Source organism: Paenibacillus sp. 1A_MP2 (genome assembly GCF_052244825.1).
GTDB lineage: Bacteria > Bacillota > Bacilli > Paenibacillales > Paenibacillaceae > Paenibacillus > Paenibacillus vandeheii.
In genome coordinates this window covers 1,231,410-1,248,300 of sequence record NZ_JBQQCS010000001.1, presented here as the reverse complement: position 1 = coordinate 1,248,300, position 16,891 = coordinate 1,231,410, and the positions used below count along the sequence as shown (strand labels likewise).

General features: G+C 45.3%; 23 protein-coding genes. All 23 read right to left on the bottom strand.

Features of this window, described 5'->3' with window-relative positions:
- Positions 1-35: 35 nt before the first annotated feature.
- The 23 genes from rplF to rpoC all read right to left on the bottom strand — a co-directional run bounded on the left by rplF (position 36) and on the right by rpoC (position 16,853).
- Positions 36-578, bottom strand: a complete 543-nt coding sequence (gene rplF, locus ACTWJ7_RS06165) for a 50S ribosomal protein L6 (protein ID WP_024633576.1) — start codon at positions 576-578, stop codon at positions 36-38.
- 30 nt (positions 579-608) lie between these two features.
- On the bottom strand, positions 609-1,007 hold the full coding sequence (rpsH, locus tag ACTWJ7_RS06160; protein WP_017692088.1) for a 30S ribosomal protein S8: 399 nt from the start codon (positions 1,005-1,007) through the stop codon (positions 609-611).
- 32 nt (positions 1,008-1,039) lie between these two features.
- Entirely contained in the window at positions 1,040-1,225 is a 186-nt protein-coding gene (locus ACTWJ7_RS06155; RefSeq protein WP_013312154.1) for a type Z 30S ribosomal protein S14, read from the bottom strand.
- A 73-nt stretch (positions 1,226-1,298) separates the two neighbouring features.
- Positions 1,299-1,841: a 50S ribosomal protein L5 gene (rplE, locus tag ACTWJ7_RS06150; protein ID WP_024633577.1), complete on the bottom strand. Its 543-nt coding sequence runs from the start codon at positions 1,839-1,841 to the stop codon at positions 1,299-1,301.
- Between the two features lie 32 nt (positions 1,842-1,873).
- Positions 1,874-2,227 carry a 50S ribosomal protein L24 gene (gene rplX / locus ACTWJ7_RS06145; RefSeq protein WP_024633578.1) on the bottom strand — a complete coding sequence of 118 codons (354 nt, stop codon included), beginning with the start codon at positions 2,225-2,227 and terminating at the stop codon, positions 1,874-1,876.
- Between the two features lie 39 nt (positions 2,228-2,266).
- Complete coding sequence (rplN, locus tag ACTWJ7_RS06140) at positions 2,267-2,635, bottom strand: 50S ribosomal protein L14 (RefSeq protein ID WP_024633579.1); 369 nt, start codon at positions 2,633-2,635, stop codon at positions 2,267-2,269.
- Positions 2,636-2,670: 35 nt separating this feature from the next.
- Entirely contained in the window at positions 2,671-2,937 is a 267-nt protein-coding gene (gene rpsQ / locus ACTWJ7_RS06135; protein ID WP_024633580.1) for a 30S ribosomal protein S17, read from the bottom strand.
- 48 nt (positions 2,938-2,985) lie between these two features.
- Positions 2,986-3,183 (bottom strand): 50S ribosomal protein L29, encoded by a 198-nt coding sequence (rpmC, locus tag ACTWJ7_RS06130; protein WP_017692083.1) that lies wholly within the window; start codon positions 3,181-3,183, stop codon positions 2,986-2,988.
- Positions 3,173-3,607, bottom strand: coding sequence for a 50S ribosomal protein L16 (rplP, locus tag ACTWJ7_RS06125; protein WP_024633581.1), 435 nt, complete (start codon positions 3,605-3,607; stop codon positions 3,173-3,175). The genes rpmC and rplP overlap by 11 nt, the downstream gene beginning before the upstream one ends.
- Before the next feature lie 2 nt (positions 3,608-3,609).
- A complete protein-coding gene (gene rpsC / locus ACTWJ7_RS06120; protein WP_024633582.1) occupies positions 3,610-4,275 on the bottom strand; it encodes a 30S ribosomal protein S3 in 666 nt (221 codons plus the stop codon).
- A 15-nt stretch (positions 4,276-4,290) separates the two neighbouring features.
- On the bottom strand, positions 4,291-4,623 hold the full coding sequence (gene rplV / locus ACTWJ7_RS06115) for a 50S ribosomal protein L22 (RefSeq protein ID WP_024633583.1): 333 nt from the start codon (positions 4,621-4,623) through the stop codon (positions 4,291-4,293).
- A gap of 35 nt (positions 4,624-4,658) precedes the next feature.
- On the bottom strand, positions 4,659-4,937 hold the full coding sequence (gene rpsS / locus ACTWJ7_RS06110; RefSeq protein WP_024633584.1) for a 30S ribosomal protein S19: 279 nt from the start codon (positions 4,935-4,937) through the stop codon (positions 4,659-4,661).
- A 71-nt stretch (positions 4,938-5,008) separates the two neighbouring features.
- A complete protein-coding gene (gene rplB, locus ACTWJ7_RS06105) occupies positions 5,009-5,839 on the bottom strand; it encodes a 50S ribosomal protein L2 (protein WP_024633585.1) in 831 nt (276 codons plus the stop codon).
- Positions 5,840-5,869: 30 nt separating this feature from the next.
- Entirely contained in the window at positions 5,870-6,160 is a 291-nt protein-coding gene (gene rplW / locus ACTWJ7_RS06100; protein ID WP_024633586.1) for a 50S ribosomal protein L23, read from the bottom strand.
- Positions 6,160-6,783, bottom strand: coding sequence for a 50S ribosomal protein L4 (gene rplD / locus ACTWJ7_RS06095; protein WP_017692076.1), 624 nt, complete (start codon positions 6,781-6,783; stop codon positions 6,160-6,162). Before rplD ends, rplW begins: the two co-directional genes overlap by 1 nt.
- A gap of 25 nt (positions 6,784-6,808) precedes the next feature.
- A complete protein-coding gene (gene rplC, locus ACTWJ7_RS06090) occupies positions 6,809-7,432 on the bottom strand; it encodes a 50S ribosomal protein L3 (RefSeq protein WP_053779208.1) in 624 nt (207 codons plus the stop codon).
- Between the two features lie 46 nt (positions 7,433-7,478).
- Entirely contained in the window at positions 7,479-7,787 is a 309-nt protein-coding gene (rpsJ, locus tag ACTWJ7_RS06085) for a 30S ribosomal protein S10 (RefSeq protein WP_017692074.1), read from the bottom strand.
- 439 nt (positions 7,788-8,226) lie between these two features.
- Positions 8,227-9,417 carry an elongation factor Tu gene (gene tuf, locus ACTWJ7_RS06080; RefSeq protein ID WP_024633588.1) on the bottom strand — a complete coding sequence of 397 codons (1,191 nt, stop codon included), beginning with the start codon at positions 9,415-9,417 and terminating at the stop codon, positions 8,227-8,229.
- 97 nt (positions 9,418-9,514) lie between these two features.
- A complete protein-coding gene (gene fusA, locus ACTWJ7_RS06075) occupies positions 9,515-11,593 on the bottom strand; it encodes an elongation factor G (RefSeq protein ID WP_024633589.1) in 2,079 nt (692 codons plus the stop codon).
- 47 nt (positions 11,594-11,640) lie between these two features.
- Positions 11,641-12,111 (bottom strand): 30S ribosomal protein S7, encoded by a 471-nt coding sequence (gene rpsG / locus ACTWJ7_RS06070; RefSeq protein WP_024633590.1) that lies wholly within the window; start codon positions 12,109-12,111, stop codon positions 11,641-11,643.
- Positions 12,112-12,198: 87 nt separating this feature from the next.
- On the bottom strand, positions 12,199-12,621 hold the full coding sequence (gene rpsL, locus ACTWJ7_RS06065; protein ID WP_017692070.1) for a 30S ribosomal protein S12: 423 nt from the start codon (positions 12,619-12,621) through the stop codon (positions 12,199-12,201).
- A gap of 152 nt (positions 12,622-12,773) precedes the next feature.
- Positions 12,774-13,022 carry a ribosomal L7Ae/L30e/S12e/Gadd45 family protein gene (locus tag ACTWJ7_RS06060; protein WP_024633591.1) on the bottom strand — a complete coding sequence of 83 codons (249 nt, stop codon included), beginning with the start codon at positions 13,020-13,022 and terminating at the stop codon, positions 12,774-12,776.
- A gap of 216 nt (positions 13,023-13,238) precedes the next feature.
- The gene (rpoC, locus tag ACTWJ7_RS06055) at positions 13,239-16,853 is read right to left on the bottom strand and encodes a DNA-directed RNA polymerase subunit beta' (RefSeq protein WP_024633592.1); all 3,615 of its coding nucleotides are present in this window, start codon (positions 16,851-16,853) and stop codon (positions 13,239-13,241) included.
- Positions 16,854-16,891: the final 38 nt, after the last annotated feature.

Below are 16,891 nucleotides of genomic sequence, written 5' to 3'. Positions count from 1 at the left end.
AAGCCGAAAACCGCGCAAAGGCGGCAAGAAAAATCTTATTTCTTCTTACCGGCTTTACCTTCCTTACGGATGATACGCTCGCCTTCATATTTAATACCTTTACCTTTGTACGGCTCAGGTTCACGAACGGAACGGATTTTAGCAGCGTAAGCACCTACACGCTCTTTATCGATTCCGCGAACGATGATTTTCGTGTTCGAAGGAACTTCGAACTCGATTCCCGCTTCCGGTGTAATTTCAACCGGGTGAGAGTAGCCAACGTTCAGAACGATTTTATCTCCGGATTTGCTTGCACGATATCCGACCCCAACCAGCTCCAGAGATTTTGCGAATCCTTCAGTAACGCCACTCACCATGTTGTTTACAACGCTACGCGTTGTGCCGTGCAAAGAACGGTGAGTTTTGTTATCGGAAGGACGCACAACTGTAATTTCGTTGTTTTCAACCGTTACTTTCATGTCTTTATGAAGTTCACGAGTCAAAGATCCTTTAGGTCCTTTTACCGTAATAACGGTGTTGTCCAGTGTGATGTCCACACCACTTGGTACTGTAATTGGTTTGCGACCAATACGAGACATATGTTGCACCTCCTATCTTGTGACGTTATATTACCAAACGTAGCAGACGACTTCTCCGCCGGATTTCGATTGACGAGCTTCTTTGTCCGTCATGATACCTTTGGATGTCGAGATAATAGCGATACCCAGACCACCAAGTACACGAGGTACTTCGTTGCTTTTCGTGTAAACACGAAGACCAGGTTTACTGATTCTTTTCAGACCAGTAATAACACGCTCGTTATTTTGACCGTATTTCAGGAAAACACGGATAATCCCTTGTTTGTTATCGTCGATAACTTCAGCATCACGGATGAAACCTTCACGCTTCAGGATGTCGGCGATTTGTTTTTTCATTGTCGAAGCAGGCATTTCTACCGTTTCGTGACGAACTGTGTTCGCGTTACGAATACGAGTAAGCATATCTGCAATTGGATCAGACATAGTCATTGTGAGTTAACCTCCTTCCCGTTCAGGACTTTTTACCAGCTTGCTTTTTTCACGCCAGGGATCTGGCCTTTATAAGCTAATTCACGGAAGCAAATTCTGCAAATTTTGAACTTCTGCAGTACCGAATGTGGACGTCCGCAACGCTCACAGCGTGTATAAGCACGTACTTTAAACTTTGGTGTACGTTGTTGTTTAACTTTCATCGAAGTTTTTGCCACTTAGCCTGACACCTCCTAAATAATTTCGGAGAAAAGGGAGTCTTTCCAGACACCCGGAAACGTTATAGTAACATTATTTTACGAAAGGCATTCCCAGTTGCGTGAGCAACTCACGGGACTCTTCGTCTGTTTTCGCCGTTGTAACAATGACAATGTCCATACCGCGGACTTTGTCTACTTTATCATACTCGATCTCTGGGAAGATCAGTTGTTCTTTCAGACCCAGTGTATAGTTACCACGTCCGTCGAAAGCTTTGCTCGATACACCGCGGAAGTCGCGGACACGAGGAAGCGTAACGTTGAGCAATTTATCGAGGAAGAAGTACATGCGCTCGCCGCGTAATGTTACTTTCACACCGATAGGCATGTTCTCACGTAGTTTAAAACCTGCAATAGATTTTTTAGCACGAGTGATTACAGGTTTTTGACCTGCGATCAATTGCAAATCGTTTACTGCGGAATCCAACACTTTGGAGTTTTGGACAGCGTCGCCCACACCCATGTTGATAACGATTTTCTCGATTTTCGGCACTTGCATTACCGTTGTATAGTTAAACTTCTGCATCAAAGCAGGAGCAATTTCGTTCAGGTAACGTTCTTTCATTCTTGCTGCCATGAATCATAGACCTCCTTTCTCATTCGGTTCAATTAGTCGATAATTTCTCCGGAACGTTTAGCAACGCGCACTTTCTTTCCGTTATCCAACACTTTGTAACCTACACGGGTTACTTTTCCGCTCTTTGGATCGATGTGCATTACGTTGGAAACGTGAATCGGAGCTTCCTTCTCGATAATGCCGCCTTGCGGATTTTGCTGGTTAGGCTTCTGGTGTTTTTTAATCATGTTAACACCTTCCACAAGGACACGGTTCTCACGAGGATAAGCAGCGATGACACGGCCTTTTTTACCTTTGTCTTTACCGCTGATCACCATAACTGTATCTTCTTTTTTAACATGAAGTTTATTGTTATGGGATTCCAGAACTTTTTTCACTCTTGGCATTTCGTACACCTCCTGTTTCTAACATCACGAGATTAAGCTTTAGATAACTTCTGGGGCCAAGGAAACGATTTTCATGAAGTCTTTCTCGCGGAGTTCACGAGCAACAGGTCCGAAAATACGTGTTCCACGTGGGCTTCTGTCGTCTTTTACAACAACCGCTGCATTTTCATCAAAACCGATGTAGGAACCGTCTTTACGACGTACAGAACGTTTCGTACGAACGACAACCGCTCTAACTACATCACCTTTTTTGACAACGCCGCCTGGTGTTGCTTGTTTTACAGAACAAACGATCAGATCACCGATTTGAGCTGTACGACGTCCCGTACCGCCGAGTACGCGGATACACATCAGTTCCTTCGCACCGGAGTTGTCAGCCACAGTCAAACGTGTAAATGGTTGAATCATTTAGTATTCCTCCTTTCAGCTATGCTGCTGATGCATTAGATGATAATCGCTTTTTCTACGACTTCAGTAAGTCTCCAGCGTTTATCTTTCGAAAGCGGACGAGTCTCCATGATTTTCACAGTGTCACCGATTTTCGCAGTGTTTTCTTCGTCATGCGCTTTGAATTTTTTAGTAACCTTGATACGTTTATGGTACAAGTCGTGTTTTTTGTAAGTTTCTACAGCAACAACGATCGTTTTATCCATTTTATCACTGACTACTTTACCTGTTTGCACTTTACGTGCGTTACGTTCTTCGCTCATTGTTGGCCTCCTTCCTGATTACGGACGGATTAGACATCCGATCCCTAATTAACCGATTCCCAATTCTCTTTCACGGATAATGGTTTTAGCACGAGCTATTTCTTTCCGCACATCACGGATTCGAGTCGGGTTATCCAGCTGACCGGTAGCGAGTTGAAAGCGGAGGTTAAAGAGTTCTTCTTTAAATCCGGCAATCTTTTGCTCGATTTCAGCAGAGGTTAGGTTGCGAAATTCACTAGCTTTCATTTGCTTCACCACCCAATTCTTCACGTTTCACAAACTTCGTTTTGATTGGCAGTTTGTGAGCGGCAAGACGCATTGCTTCGCGTGCAACATCCTCCGGTACACCAGCAAGTTCAAACATGATCTTACCTGGTTTCACAACTGCAACCCATTTTTCTACGTTACCTTTACCGCTACCCATCCGAACCTCGAGAGGCTTTTGAGTGATTGGTTTGTCTGGAAAAATTTTGATCCAAACTTTACCACCACGTTTGATGTAACGAGTCATCGCAATACGAGCCGCTTCGATTTGACGGTTCGTAATCCAAGCCGGTTCCGTAGCTTGCAGACCATACTCGCCAAAGTTCAGCGTAGTTCCGCCTTTAGCTTGGCCCTTCATATGTCCACGTTGTTGCTTACGGTGTTTTACACGTTTTGGTACCAACATGATTAGTTGCCTCCTTCCTTAGCAGCCTGTTTCTTAGCCGTAGGAAGAACCTCTCCACGATAGATCCATACTTTTACGCCGATACGGCCGTAAGTAGTATGAGCCTCTGCTGTACCGTAGTCGATGTCGGCACGAAGCGTGTGCAGTGGAACAGTTCCTTCGCTGTAGCCTTCCGAACGTGCGATCTCAGCACCGCCAAGACGTCCGCCCACTTGAGTTTTAATACCTTTTGCACCAGAGCGCATTGTTCTTTGAATAGCTTGTTTCAGAGCACGACGGAAAGAAACACGACGTTCCAATTGTTGTGCAATGCTTTCAGCTACCAGGATCGCGTCCAGGTCTTGGTTCTTAATTTCAGAAATGTTGATGTGTACTTTTTTACCGCCTGCGATTTTCGTAATTTGATTACGAAGATTTTCAACTTCCGAACCACCCTTACCGATAACCATACCTGGTTTCGCAGTGTGAATCGTTACGTTTACGCGGTTAGCCGCTCTCTCGATTTCAACACGAGACATAGCGGAGTCTTTCAATTTATTTTTCAGGAATTCACGAATTTTCACGTCTTCCATCAAAAGATCGCCGAAGTCTTTACCTGCATACCACTTAGATTCCCAGTCACGGATAATTCCGACACGGAGTCCGACTGGATTTACCTTTTGGCCCACACATTTCCCCTCCTTCTACTTTTCAGATACCACCAAAGTGATGTGGCTAGTACGTTTGTTAATACGACTTGCACGTCCCATTGCACGAGGGCGGAAACGTTTCATTGTCGGTCCTTGGTTCACGTAAGCTTGCGAAATGACCAAGTTATTAACATCCAAAGAATAGTTATGTTCCGCATTTGCAATCGCGGAGTTAAGCAACTTCTCAACAATCGGAGAAGCGGATTTCGGAGTGTGACGGAGAATGGCAACCGCCTCACCTACTTGCTTGCCGCGAATCAAGTCAACAACGAGTTGAACTTTACGAGGAGCAATCCGGATAAACTTAGCATGTGCTTTTGCTTCCATTGTGTAACCTCCTCTCAAACATTAAAGATGTTCATTTATCTTCTTGTTTTCTTATCATCATCAGTATGGCCTTTGTACGTACGGGTTGGAGCGAACTCACCCAGTTTGTGTCCGACCATGTCCTCAGTTACGTATACTGGTACGTGTTTACGACCGTCATATACGCCAAATGTGTGTCCGATGAATTGCGGGAAAATTGTAGAACGACGGGACCAGGTTTTAATAACGAGTTTCTTACCGGATGCTTCCATCTCTTCTACTTTTTTCAGCATGTAGCCATCAATGAATGGCCCTTTTTTCAAACTGCGACCCATGTGGAGATCCTCCCTTCAAACGTAGCTATTATGCATCCGCAGATGCCTCACGAAGTTATGCACAGTGTGTATTACTTCGTGCGGCGGCGAATGATGTATTTATCAGAAGCTTTATTTTTCTTACGCGTTTTGTAACCAAGAGTAGGTTTACCCCATGGTGACATTGGCGATTTACGTCCGATTGGAGCACGACCTTCACCACCACCGTGTGGGTGATCGTTAGGGTTCATTACTACACCACGAACTTCAGGACGTTTACCCAACCAACGGCTACGACCGGCTTTACCGATTTTGATAAGCTCGTGGTCTTGGTTACCAACAGATCCAATTGTTGCGCGGCAAACTTTCAAAATACGACGAACTTCTCCGGAAGAGAGACGAACTGAAACGTATTTTTCTTCTTTACCAAGCAATTGAGCTTCTGTACCAGCAGCACGAACCAATTGTCCGCCTTTACCTGGTTTCAACTCGATGTTGTGGATAACAGTACCTACTGGAATATTTTCGAGTGGCAATGCGTTTCCGATTTTGATGTCTGATTCAGGTCCGGAGAATACTTGATCTCCAACTTTCAAACCTTTAGGAGCGATGATATAACGTTTTTCACCATCAGCATAGTGAATCAGAGCGATGTTAGATGTACGGTTCGGGTCATACTCAATCGTAGCAACGCGGCCCGGTATTCCATCTTTAGTACGTTTGAAGTCAATGATACGGTATTTACGTTTGTGTCCACCACCATGGTGACGAACTGTAATTTTACCTTGGTTGTTGCGGCCTGCTTGTTTGCTCAATGGGGCCAACAACGATTTCTCCGGCTGATCTGTGGTGATTTCCTCAAATGTAGAAACGGACATGTTCCGTCTTGCCGGGGAAGTTGGTTTATACTTTTTGATTGGCACTGGGTTTCCCTCCTTACTTCAAAAATTCAATTATACAGTTTCAAAGAACTCAAGCGTTTTGCTGTCTTGTGTCAGCGTTACAAACGCTTTTTTCCATTCGCTAGTATATCCGGAATAACGTCCGTACCGTTTTGGCTTAGCTGGAACACGAAGCGTGTTCACGTTTTTCACTTTTACGTTGAAAATAGCTTCCACGGCTTTCTTGATCTCGGTTTTGTTTGCACGGATATCGACTTCAAATACATATTTCAAGTCATTCATCATGTCAGCAGTACGTTCCGTAATAATCGGACGTTTTACAATATCACGAGGATCCTTCATTACGCGAGCACCTCCTCTACCTTCTGAACTGCTTCTTTCGTAATGATCAGTTTGTCGTGCGAAAGCACGTCAAGAACATTAATGCCGTCAGCAGCTACGAATTTCACGCCTGGAATATTCCGTGCGGAAAGAGCTACATTATCATCATAGCTAGGAGCTACGATCAAAGCCTTACGTCCCACTTTGAGGTTACTCAAGATGGCTGCGAATTCTTTAGTTTTAGGCGTGCTCAACGTGAGAGCGTCCAAAACGATAATGTCATTGTCAAGCACTTTGGATGAAAGGGCTGATTTGATCGCCAAACGGCGAACTTTCTTAGGCAGTTTATACGCATAGCTCCGTGGTGTTGGACCAAATACGATACCGCCGCCTTTCCATTGTGGTGAACGAATTGAACCTTGACGAGCGCGACCTGTACCTTTTTGTTTCCAAGGCTTACGTCCACCGCCACGTACTTCAGAACGTCCTTTTACTTTGTGGGTACCTTGACGAAGGGAAGCGCGTTGCATAAGAACTGCATCGTACAGAACGTGTTGGTTCGGCTCAATTCCGAAAACCGCATCGTTCAATTCAACTTCGCCTACTTGGCTACCATCTACATTGTAAACTGATACTTTTGGCATTTTGTGTTCCTCCTTTCTTCAGTGGTTATTTTTTCACCGTTTCTTTAACTTTAATGAGACTGTTTTTCGGTCCAGGAATGGAACCTTTCACGAGCAACACGTTACGCTCAGCGTCTACTTTAACTACTTCAAGACGTTGGATTGTAACAGTATCATGTCCCATGTGTCCTGGCAGGCGTTTGCCTTTAGGAACGCGGTTAGCTTGGATCGAACCCATTGAACCCGGGCCACGGTGGTAACGCGAACCGTGTGACATAGGTCCAGTGCTTTGTCCCCAACGTTTGATAACGCCGGCAAAACCTTTACCTTTAGAAACACCCGTTACGTCAACGAATTCGCCTTCAGCGAAAATGTCAGCTTTCAGTTCTTGGCCAACTTCATATTCTGCGATGTTGATACCGCGAACTTCACGAACGTAGCGCTTAGGGGCAGTGTTCGCTTTTTTAGCGTGACCTGCTTCTGGCTTGTTAGCATTTTTCTCTTTCTTATCGGAGTAACCGATTTGAATTGCTTCGTAGCCATCGTTCTCAATGTCTTTCTTTTGCAAAACAACACAAGGGCCTGCTTCGATAACCGTTACTGGAACGACGTTACCTTCAGGAGTAAATACTTGAGTCATTCCGAGTTTTTTTCCTAAGATTGCTTTCATGTTGACACCTCTTTTCCTTTATACATGGTCTTTGTTGTAGCTTATATTACAATTTAATTTCGATATCTACACCGGACGGCAGATCCAAGCGCATCAAGGCATCCACAGTTTGTGGAGTCGGGTTAACGATGTCGATCAAACGTTTATGTGTACGTTGTTCGAATTGTTCCCGAGAATCCTTGTACTTGTGCACCGCACGAAGAATAGTAATGATTTGTTTTTCAGTAGGAAGCGGAATCGGACCGGATACACCAGCACCCGAACGTTTTGCTGTTTCAACAATTTTCTCCGCGGATTGATCAAGAATTCTGTGGTCGTAAGCTTTCAAACGAATACGAATTTTTTGCTTTGCCATTTTAGTCCCTCCTTCTATCGCCCAATTTTTTATCGGACATACTCCGTGAAAATTTTCTAGCCACTGTCCCATGGCAAAGGGGCCGGGTGTGCCAGTAACCTCTCACATCATCGCAACGTCACAGAACAACATTCATTATTATATAGAAAAGATGGGCGTATTGCAAGCATAATTAAGAAAAACATTTAAACTAATCTTTTCGAGTGAAATGAATTTGTTTAATGTGCTGTTTTCCTACTCTATACTAGCTGCCTTAACCAATCTTTCTTTACAATTCCGAATGAAAGTTTAAACCTGATGACGCAGGTTCCGAATCATTTACATAATAAAAGAGTTCTCTATCCGATGTCGGATAAAGAACTCTTCCGAAGCTTCGTTACAATACAATGTTACTCGTTCCAGTACACTGTTGCATATGCTTACTCAGCGTTAAGCTGAATTATTTTTGGATGCTTGCGACGGAACCGGCACCTACTGTACGTCCGCCTTCACGAATGGAGAACTTAGTTCCTTCTTCAATCGCGATTGGGGAGATCAAGGAAACAGTAACAGTGATGTTATCACCAGGCATTACCATTTCAGTACCTTCAGGCAAGTTAATGATGCCTGTTACGTCAGTTGTACGGAAGTAGAACTGTGGACGGTAACCAGTGAAGAAAGGTTTGTGACGTCCGCCCTCTTCTTTAGTCAGAACGTAGATTTGAGCTGTGAATTCTGTGTGAGGCTTAACAGAACCCGGTTTTGCCAAAACTTGTCCACGCTCGATTTGAGTACGATCAACACCACGCAGCAATGCGCCGATGTTGTCACCCGCTTGAGCGGAATCCAGCAATTTACGGAACATCTCAACGCCCGTAACTACGGATTTTTTAGTTTCTTCAGTAATACCAACGATTTCGATCTCTTCGCCGACTTTAACAGTACCACGCTCTACACGACCTGTAGCAACAGTACCACGACCAGTGATAGAGAATACGTCCTCGACAGGCATCAAGAAAGGTTTGTCAGTTTGACGCTCAGGCAGTGGGATGTACGTATCGATTTCTTTGAACATCTCAACGATTTTTTGAGCCCACTCACCATCAGGGTTTTGCAGAGCTTCACGAGCGGATCCACGAGTGATTGGAGTATCATCACCTGGGAACTCATATTCGTTAAGAAGGTCGCGAACTTCCATCTCAACCAATTCCAACAACTCTTCGTCTTCAACCATATCACATTTGTTCAAGAATACAACAATGTAAGGTACGCCTACTTGACGGGAGAGCAGGATGTGCTCACGAGTTTGTGGCATTGGGCCATCAGCTGCGGATACTACCAAGATAGCTCCGTCCATTTGTGCCGCGCCAGTGATCATGTTTTTAACATAGTCGGCGTGACCTGGGCAGTCTACGTGAGCGTAGTGACGAGTATCAGTTTCGTACTCAACGTGTGATGTAGAAATTGTGATACCGCGTTCGCGCTCTTCTGGAGCTTTATCGATTTGATCGAATGCGATTGCTGCACCACCGTAAGTTTTGGACAATACAGTTGTGATTGCAGCAGTCAGAGTTGTTTTACCATGGTCGACGTGACCGATAGTACCAATGTTAACGTGGGGTTTATTACGTTCGTATTTAGCCTTTGCCATTTGAACGTGGCCTCCTTAAAATTATAATTTTATGTTTTCACTAAATGAAGTGCAAAGAATACATGACTCTTATGCACTTTCATCCAATGAGAGAAAACTACTCGGTTCCTTTTGTTTTAGCAACAATCTCTTCAGCGATGCTCTTAGGAACTTCTTCATAGTGAGAGAGCTCCATGGAGAATACGCCGCGTCCTTGAGTACCGGAACGAAGAGTTGTAGAGTATCCGAACATTTCAGACAAAGGTACTTTAGCACGGATGATTTGGGCTCCACTACGGGAATCCATACCTTCGATGCGGCCACGACGGGAGTTAAGCATACCCATAACGTCACCCATATACTCTTCTGGAACGGTTACTTCTACTTTCATGATTGGCTCAAGCAGAACCGGCTTACATTTGTCTTTCGCAGCTTTCAGCGCCATCGATCCGGCAATTTTAAATGCCATCTCGTTGGAATCGACATCATGGTAAGATCCGTCTACGATTGTAGCCTTAACGTCAACAAGCGGGAAGCCTGCGATAACGCCGTTTTTCATTTGCTCTTCGATACCTGCAAGAGCTGGTTGAATGTATTCTCTTGGAACAGAACCACCGACAACCTTACTTTCGAACTGGCTGCCTGTACCCGCCTCGAGAGGTTCGAACTCAACCCATACGTGACCGTATTGACCACGACCACCGGATTGACGAACGAATTTACCTTCAACGCGCGCTGGTGCACGGAATGTTTCACGGTAAGCTACTTGTGGTTTACCCACAGTAGTTTCAACCTTGAACTCACGACGCATACGGTCGATGATGATATCAAGGTGAAGCTCACCCATACCTGCCAAGATTGTTTGGCCTGTTTCTTCGTCAGTATGAGCACGAAGAGTTGGATCCTCTTCTGTCAACTTACCGAGAGCAACACCCATTTTATCTTGGTCAGCTTTGGTTTTAGGTTCAACGGCGATTTCGATAACCGGATCAGGGAAGTTCATTGACTCCAGGATAACCGGGTTTTTCTCATCACACAGTGTATCACCTGTACCTGTATCTTTCAAACCTACGGCAGCTGCAATGTCACCGGAGTAAACTTCAGTGATCTCTTGACGGCTGTTCGCGTGCATTTGAAGGATACGACCGATACGCTCACGTTTGTTTTTAGTTGCGTTCAATACGTAAGATCCGGATTGAAGAACACCGGAGTAAACGCGGAAGAATGTCAATTTACCAACGTAAGGGTCAGTCATGATTTTGAAGGCCAATGCGGAGAAAGGCTCTTCATCGGATGACTTACGAATTGCTTCAGTTCCATCTTCAAGATGACCCGTGATAGATGGAACATCTGTTGGAGCCGGCAAGTAGTCGATAACAGCATCCAACATCAGTTGAACACCTTTGTTACGATACGAGGATCCACAGATAACCGGGAAGATCTTAACATCAACTACACCTTTACGGAGGGCAGCTTTGATCTCATCAATAGTGATTTCTTCGCCTTCCAGGTATTTCATTGTCAAATCTTCGTCGAGTTCAGCAACACGCTCAACCAATTCGTTACGGAGTTCTGCAACTTGATCAGCAAATTCCGCAGGAATTTCAGTTTCTTCGATATCTTGTCCCAGGTCATCTTTGTACATATGAGCCTTTTGTGCAACGATATCAATGATACCTTTGAAATCATTTTCAGCACCGATTGGAAGTTGAATCGCAACTGCGTTCGCTTGAAGGCGATCACGCATGTCAGAGACAACGTTCAGGAAGTCAGCACCGATGATATCCATTTTGTTTACATAAGCGATACGAGGTACGCCGTACTTATCAGCCTGTCTCCATACGGTTTCGGACTGAGGCTCAACGCCTTCTTTCGCACTGAATACACCAACTGCTCCGTCCAATACACGAAGGGAACGTTCAACTTCAACAGTGAAGTCAACGTGTCCCGGGGTATCAATGATGTTAACGCGGTGGCCTTTCCAAGCAGCGGTAGTCGCAGCGGAAGTAATCGTAATTCCGCGCTCCTGTTCCTGTTCCATCCAGTCCATTGTCGCAGCGCCTTCGTGTACTTCACCGATTTTGTGCGTACGTCCTGTGTAGAACAAGATCCGCTCAGTTGTCGTGGTTTTACCCGCATCAATATGAGCCATGATCCCGATATTACGTGTATTTTTCAAGGAGAACTCTCTTGCCATGAAATGGGTCTCCCTTCAAAATTGAAGTTATTATTGTGAACCGAATCCTACCAACGGTAGTGAGCAAACGCTTTGTTCGCTTCAGCCATTTTGTGCGTATCTTCACGTTTTTTAACGGAAGCGCCTGTGTTGTTGGAAGCGTCGATGATCTCAGCCGCCAAACGCTCTTCCATTGTTTTCTCACCGCGGTTGCGGGAGTAGTTCACGAGCCAACGTAATCCCAAAGCAGTACGTCTCTCTGGTTTTACCTCGATTGGTACTTGGTAGTTGGCACCGCCGACACGGCGAGCTTTAACTTCCAGGACTGGCATGATATTCTTGATTGCTGCTTCAAATACTTCCATCGGGTCATTACCCGTACGTTCTTGAATCAACTTAAACGCATTATACAGAATGCTTTGAGCAACACCGCGTTTTCCGTCGAGCATGATGCGGTTGATCAAACGAGTAACCAGCTTGCTGCTGTATACCGGATCTGGCAACACGTCTCTTTTCGTAACTGGACCTTTGCGTGGCATGGATATCCCCCTTTCTTTCTTCATGAGCACATCCTACACCTCCTGGGATTAACCCAGAAGATATTCAGGACTGCTACTTATAATATTTTAGGCTTTTTTAGCTTTTGGACGTTTAGCACCGTATTTCGAACGAGCTTGCATACGGTTGTTCACGCCTGCAGTATCAAGAGCTCCGCGAACGATGTGATAACGAACCCCTGCAAGGTCTTTAACTTTACCTCCACGGATCAACACAACACTGTGCTCTTGAAGGTTATGTCCGATACCCGGGATATAAGCAGTTACCTCGAGACGGTTCGTCAAACGAACACGGGCATACTTACGAAGTGCAGAGTTTGGTTTACGTGGAGTCATTGTACCTACACGAGTGCAGACACCACGTTTTTGTGGGGCACTGATGTTAGTTGATTCACGTTTCAAAGCATTGAACCCTTTTTGCAAAGCTGGTGATTTGGACTTTTCAACTTTAGCTTGACGTCCTTTACGTACCAGTTGGTTAATAGTTGGCATGTGATTGCCACCCCCTTCCTCAATTGTTCATGTTTCTTTATAAACCTCTTATGCTAAGTCCACAGACCCAGGCGGTTCATAAAAAGACAAATGAAAAGTTTTTGCCTTGGAGAATCCCTAAAAGTTCTCGGACAAAAACGTTCCTTACCGTATCATTTTACGACAGCAGCCATTGCTGCTCCTACTCCAATCCCGCAAGCTTTGCCGAGATTTTTCATTGTGTCCACTTTCGTGCACTTCACATTGTGTTGTTCACACAAGGCAATGATTTTGGAAGTAAGCTGCGGATCACAATCTTCAGCCACATAAACTTCAGAAGCCATACCTGTCTGAACCATCCGCGTGGTCTGTTTGGTACCTATTTTGACATGAGCATCTTGCAGACCTTTTTCATTAGACATTGTTCATTCCTCCGAATAGGACCAAATACAATCAGCTACTCACGCACCTTTGATATATTAGCATCTAGCGTAAGCAATGTCAATGCTAATCCTAAAACATTTTATTTAAAAGTTTTGCCACACCGGGAAACATCCTTCTGTACGAAACAGCCGTCGCCTCCCGGCGTACAAAACTCTAGTTCAACCTAATGGTAACGATGAATCTAGTTGAATATCTTAATCAACCGAAACTGGTTCAAGTTCTTCTACTGAAGATTGACCATCTTCCGGCTCAGCAAATTTGATGCTGCGGTAACGGTGCATACCTGTACCTGCAGGAATCAATTTACCGATGATTACATTCTCTTTCAGACCGAGCAACTGATCGACTTTACCTTTGATCGCTGCATCTGTCAGTACACGTGTAGTCTCTTGGAACGAAGCCGCCGAGAGGAAGGAGTCTGTTTCCAGGGATGCTTTCGTAATACCGAGCAGGATTGGTTTCGCAACCGCAGGCTCTTTATCACTCAGAATCGCTGTCTTGTTAGCTCTTTCGTACTCATGCGTATCCACGAACGATCCTGGCAACAACGTAGTGTCCCCTGCATCGACGATACGGATTTTACGCAACATTTGACGGATCATAACTTCAACGTGTTTGTCATTGATTTCTACGCCTTGGTTACGGTATACGCGTTGTACTTCCTGCAAAATGTAGTTCTGCACGCCACGTACGCCTTTAATGCGCAGCATTTCTTTTGGATCGATAGAACCATCTGTCAACTCGTCGCCTGCTTCAATTTCCATGCCTTCGCTAACGCGTACACGGGAACCGTAGGTAACAGAGTAAACTTTGGATTCTGCTTCACCTTGAATTTCAATTTCGCGACGATCTTTCGCTTCGCGAATTTCTTTGACAACACCGTCAATCTCACTGATTGTTGCTTGACCCTTAGGATTACGAGCCTCAAACAACTCCTGGATACGCGGCAAACCTTGCGTAATATCGTCTCCGGCTACACCACCGGTGTGGAATGTACGCATTGTCAGCTGTGTTCCTGGCTCACCAATGGATTGTGCTGCAATAATACCAACTGCTTCACCGATCTCCACGTGTTTACCAGTCGCCAAGTTGCGACCATAACACTTCTTGCAGACACCGTGACGGGCACGGCAGCTAAGTACGGAGCGGATTTGCAGTTTGGTTACGCCAGCTTTGATGATTGCTTCAGCTTTATCAGAGTCAATCAGCTCATTGCGGTGTGCAATAATTTCTTTTGTTTCCGGATGACGAACAGTCTCGAAGCAGTATCTGCCTTCAATACGGTCGTAGAGATCCTCAATAACCTCTTTACCATCCTGGATACGACTTACCGTAAAGCCTTTATCAGTACCACAATCATCTTCACGCACGATCACGTCTTGTGCCACGTCTACGAGACGACGAGTCAGGTAACCTGAATCCGCTGTACGCAGGGCCGTATCGGCCAAACCTTTACGGGCACCGTGAGTCGAGATAAAGTACTCGAGTACCGTCAGACCTTCACGGAAGTTCGATTTGATTGGGAGTTCAATGATTCGACCAGACGGGTTGGCCATCAGACCACGCATACCGCCCAATTGGGTAATTTGCGATTTGTTACCCCGTGCTTTAGAGTCAACCATCATCATGATGGAGTTGTAACGATCCATCGATTTCATCAGAATCTCGGTGATATCATCTTTCGATTTCGACCAGATATCAATGATGCGGTCATAGCGCTCCTCGTTCGTAATCAGACCACGACGGTACTGGTTCGTAACGATTTGTGCTTTTTCCTCAGACTGTCTAAGGATTTCAAATTTCTCAGGTGGAACGATAACATCCGACACCGCTACAGTGATACCCGCACGAGTGGAGTATGTGAATCCGAGTTGTTTGATTTTATCCAAAATAACGGCAGTTTCCGTTGTATGATAAATTTCAAAACAACGCGCGATGATAGAACCGAGATATTCTTTACCGACACCACCAGCCAAAGGAGCATTCATGATCGCTTCTCTAAGGTCAGCACCCTTCTCATAAACAAATGAATGCTCTGCAGTACCTTGGTAAAGGTTCGCACGAGTTGCATCATTGATGTAAGGGAAGCTTGCCGGGAAGATCTCATTAAAGATGATTTTGCCGATGGTAGTCAGCAGCATTGCATCTTGTTGCTCTTCGGTAAAGATTGTTTTGCCAAGCGCTCTAACCGGGATGGCTACACGTGCATGCAATCCTGCAGTACCACGTTGGTACGCGGACACAGCTTCGTTAACCGTACGCAAGATCATACCTGTTCCCTTTTCTTCCTTGTTGTCCATGGTCAGGTAGTAAGAACCAAGCACCATATCCTGGGAAGGGGTAACAACCGGTTTACCGTCTTTCGGGTTCAAAATGTTACCTGATGCAAGCATCAAAATACGTGCTTCCGCTTGAGCTTCAGCGGACAATGGAACGTGCACGGCCATTTGGTCACCGTCAAAGTCGGCATTGTATGCCGTACATACGAGCGGGTGAAGACGAATTGCTTTACCTTCAACAAGAATCGGTTCAAATGCTTGAATACCGAGACGGTGAAGCGTAGGGGCACGGTTCAGAAGAACCGGGTGCTCCTTGATGACTTCTTCAAGAACATCCCATACTTCAGGACTTACGCGCTCAACTTTACGTTTAGCGCTCTTGATGTTGTGGGCAAGCCCTTTATTTACAAGTTCTTTCATAACGAAAGGCTTGAACAGTTCAAGTGCCATATCTTTAGGCAGACCACACTGATACATTTTCAGGTAAGGTCCAACTACGATAACGGAACGACCAGAATAGTCAACCCGTTTACCGAGCAAGTTCTGACGGAAACGTCCTTGTTTACCTTTCAGCATGTGGCTGAGAGATTTCAATGGACGGTTACCAGGACCTGTTACAGGGCGTCCACGACGGCCGTTGTCGATTAATGCATCAACAGCTTCCTGCAGCATCCGTTTTTCATTTTGCACGATAATGTCTGGCGCGCCCAAATCAAGCAAACGTTTCAGACGGTTGTTCCGGTTAATTACACGGCGATACAGGTCATTCAGGTCAGACGTTGCAAAACGTCCACCATCCAGCTGTACCATCGGACGAAGTTCCGGCGGGATAACAGGAAGTACATCCATGATCATCCATTCAGGTTTATTACCCGAGTTGCGGAATGCTTCGATTACTTCCAGACGTTTGATAGCACGGTTACGACGTTGTCCTTGAGCAGTGCGGAGCTCTTCCTTAAGGAATTCAAGCTCTTTGTCTATATCAAGGTCTTGAAGCAATTTTTTAACTGCTTCTGCGCCCATACCAGCCTGGAACCCATATCCGTATTTCTCACGGTAGCTGCGGTATTCTTTCTCGGACAACAGCTGTTTTTTCTCCAGTGGAGTTTCTCCTGGATCAGTTACTACATATGATGCAAAATAAATAATCTCCTCGAGAGATCTTGGAGACATATCCAAAGCGAGACCCATGCGGCTCGGAATACCTTTGAAGTACCAGATATGCGATACCGGAGCAGCGAGCTCAATATGGCCCATCCGTTCGCGGCGTACTTTCGCACGTGTGACTTCAACGCCACAGCGATCACAGACAACGCCTTTATAACGGACGCGTTTGTATTTACCGCAATGACATTCCCAGTCTTTTGTAGGGCCAAAAATCTTTTCGCAGAACAGCCCTTCTTTTTCCGGTTTCAACGTACGATAGTTGATCGTTTCCGGTTTTTTCACTTCTCCGCGGGACCAAGAACGAATTTTTTCTGGGGAAGCAAGCCCGATCTTCATGTATTCGAAATTGTTGACGTCCAACAAGGAGCAACCCTCCTTAACCAAGTCCTGTATTCTAGGTT

Excerpts from the sequence above, each read along its gene's own strand:
- rpsL (WP_017692070.1), bottom strand. The coding sequence starts at position 12,621 with ATGCCAACTATTAACCAACTGGTACGTAAAGGACGTCAAGCTAAAGTT.
- rplD (WP_017692076.1), bottom strand. The coding sequence starts at position 6,783 with ATGCCAAAAGTATCAGTTTACAATGTAGATGGTAGCCAAGTAGGCGAA.
- fusA (WP_024633589.1), bottom strand. The coding sequence starts at position 11,593 with ATGGCAAGAGAGTTCTCCTTGAAAAATACACGTAATATCGGGATCATG.
- rplV (WP_024633583.1), bottom strand. The coding sequence starts at position 4,623 with ATGGAAGCAAAAGCACATGCTAAGTTTATCCGGATTGCTCCTCGTAAA.
- rplF (WP_024633576.1), bottom strand. The coding sequence starts at position 578 with ATGTCTCGTATTGGTCGCAAACCAATTACAGTACCAAGTGGTGTGGAC.
- rplE (WP_024633577.1), bottom strand. The coding sequence starts at position 1,841 with ATGGCAGCAAGAATGAAAGAACGTTACCTGAACGAAATTGCTCCTGCT.
- rplN (WP_024633579.1), bottom strand. The coding sequence starts at position 2,635 with ATGATTCAACCATTTACACGTTTGACTGTGGCTGACAACTCCGGTGCG.
- rplC (WP_053779208.1), bottom strand. The coding sequence starts at position 7,432 with ATGAAAGCAATCTTAGGAAAAAAACTCGGAATGACTCAAGTATTTACT.
- rpsG (WP_024633590.1), bottom strand. The coding sequence starts at position 12,111 with ATGCCACGCAAAGGTCCAGTTACGAAAAGAGACGTGTTGCCAGATCCG.
- rpsQ (WP_024633580.1), bottom strand. The coding sequence starts at position 2,937 with ATGAGCGAAGAACGTAACGCACGTAAAGTGCAAACAGGTAAAGTAGTC.
- rplW (WP_024633586.1), bottom strand. The coding sequence starts at position 6,160 with ATGAAGGATCCTCGTGATATTGTAAAACGTCCGATTATTACGGAACGT.
- rplP (WP_024633581.1), bottom strand. The coding sequence starts at position 3,607 with ATGTTGGTACCAAAACGTGTAAAACACCGTAAGCAACAACGTGGACAT.
- rpsH (WP_017692088.1), bottom strand. The coding sequence starts at position 1,007 with ATGACTATGTCTGATCCAATTGCAGATATGCTTACTCGTATTCGTAAC.
- rpmC (WP_017692083.1), bottom strand. The coding sequence starts at position 3,183 with ATGAAAGCTAGTGAATTTCGCAACCTAACCTCTGCTGAAATCGAGCAA.
- ACTWJ7_RS06060 (WP_024633591.1), bottom strand. The coding sequence starts at position 13,022 with ATGTCTAATGAAAAAGGTCTGCAAGATGCTCATGTCAAAATAGGTACC.
- tuf (WP_024633588.1), bottom strand. The coding sequence starts at position 9,417 with ATGGCAAAGGCTAAATACGAACGTAATAAACCCCACGTTAACATTGGT.
- rpsJ (WP_017692074.1), bottom strand. The coding sequence starts at position 7,787 with ATGGCAAAGCAAAAAATTCGTATTCGTTTGAAAGCTTACGACCACAGA.
- rplX (WP_024633578.1), bottom strand. The coding sequence starts at position 2,227 with ATGCCAAGAGTGAAAAAAGTTCTGGAATCCCATAACAATAAACTTCAT.
- rpsS (WP_024633584.1), bottom strand. The coding sequence starts at position 4,937 with ATGGGTCGCAGTTTGAAAAAAGGGCCATTCATTGATGGCTACATGCTG.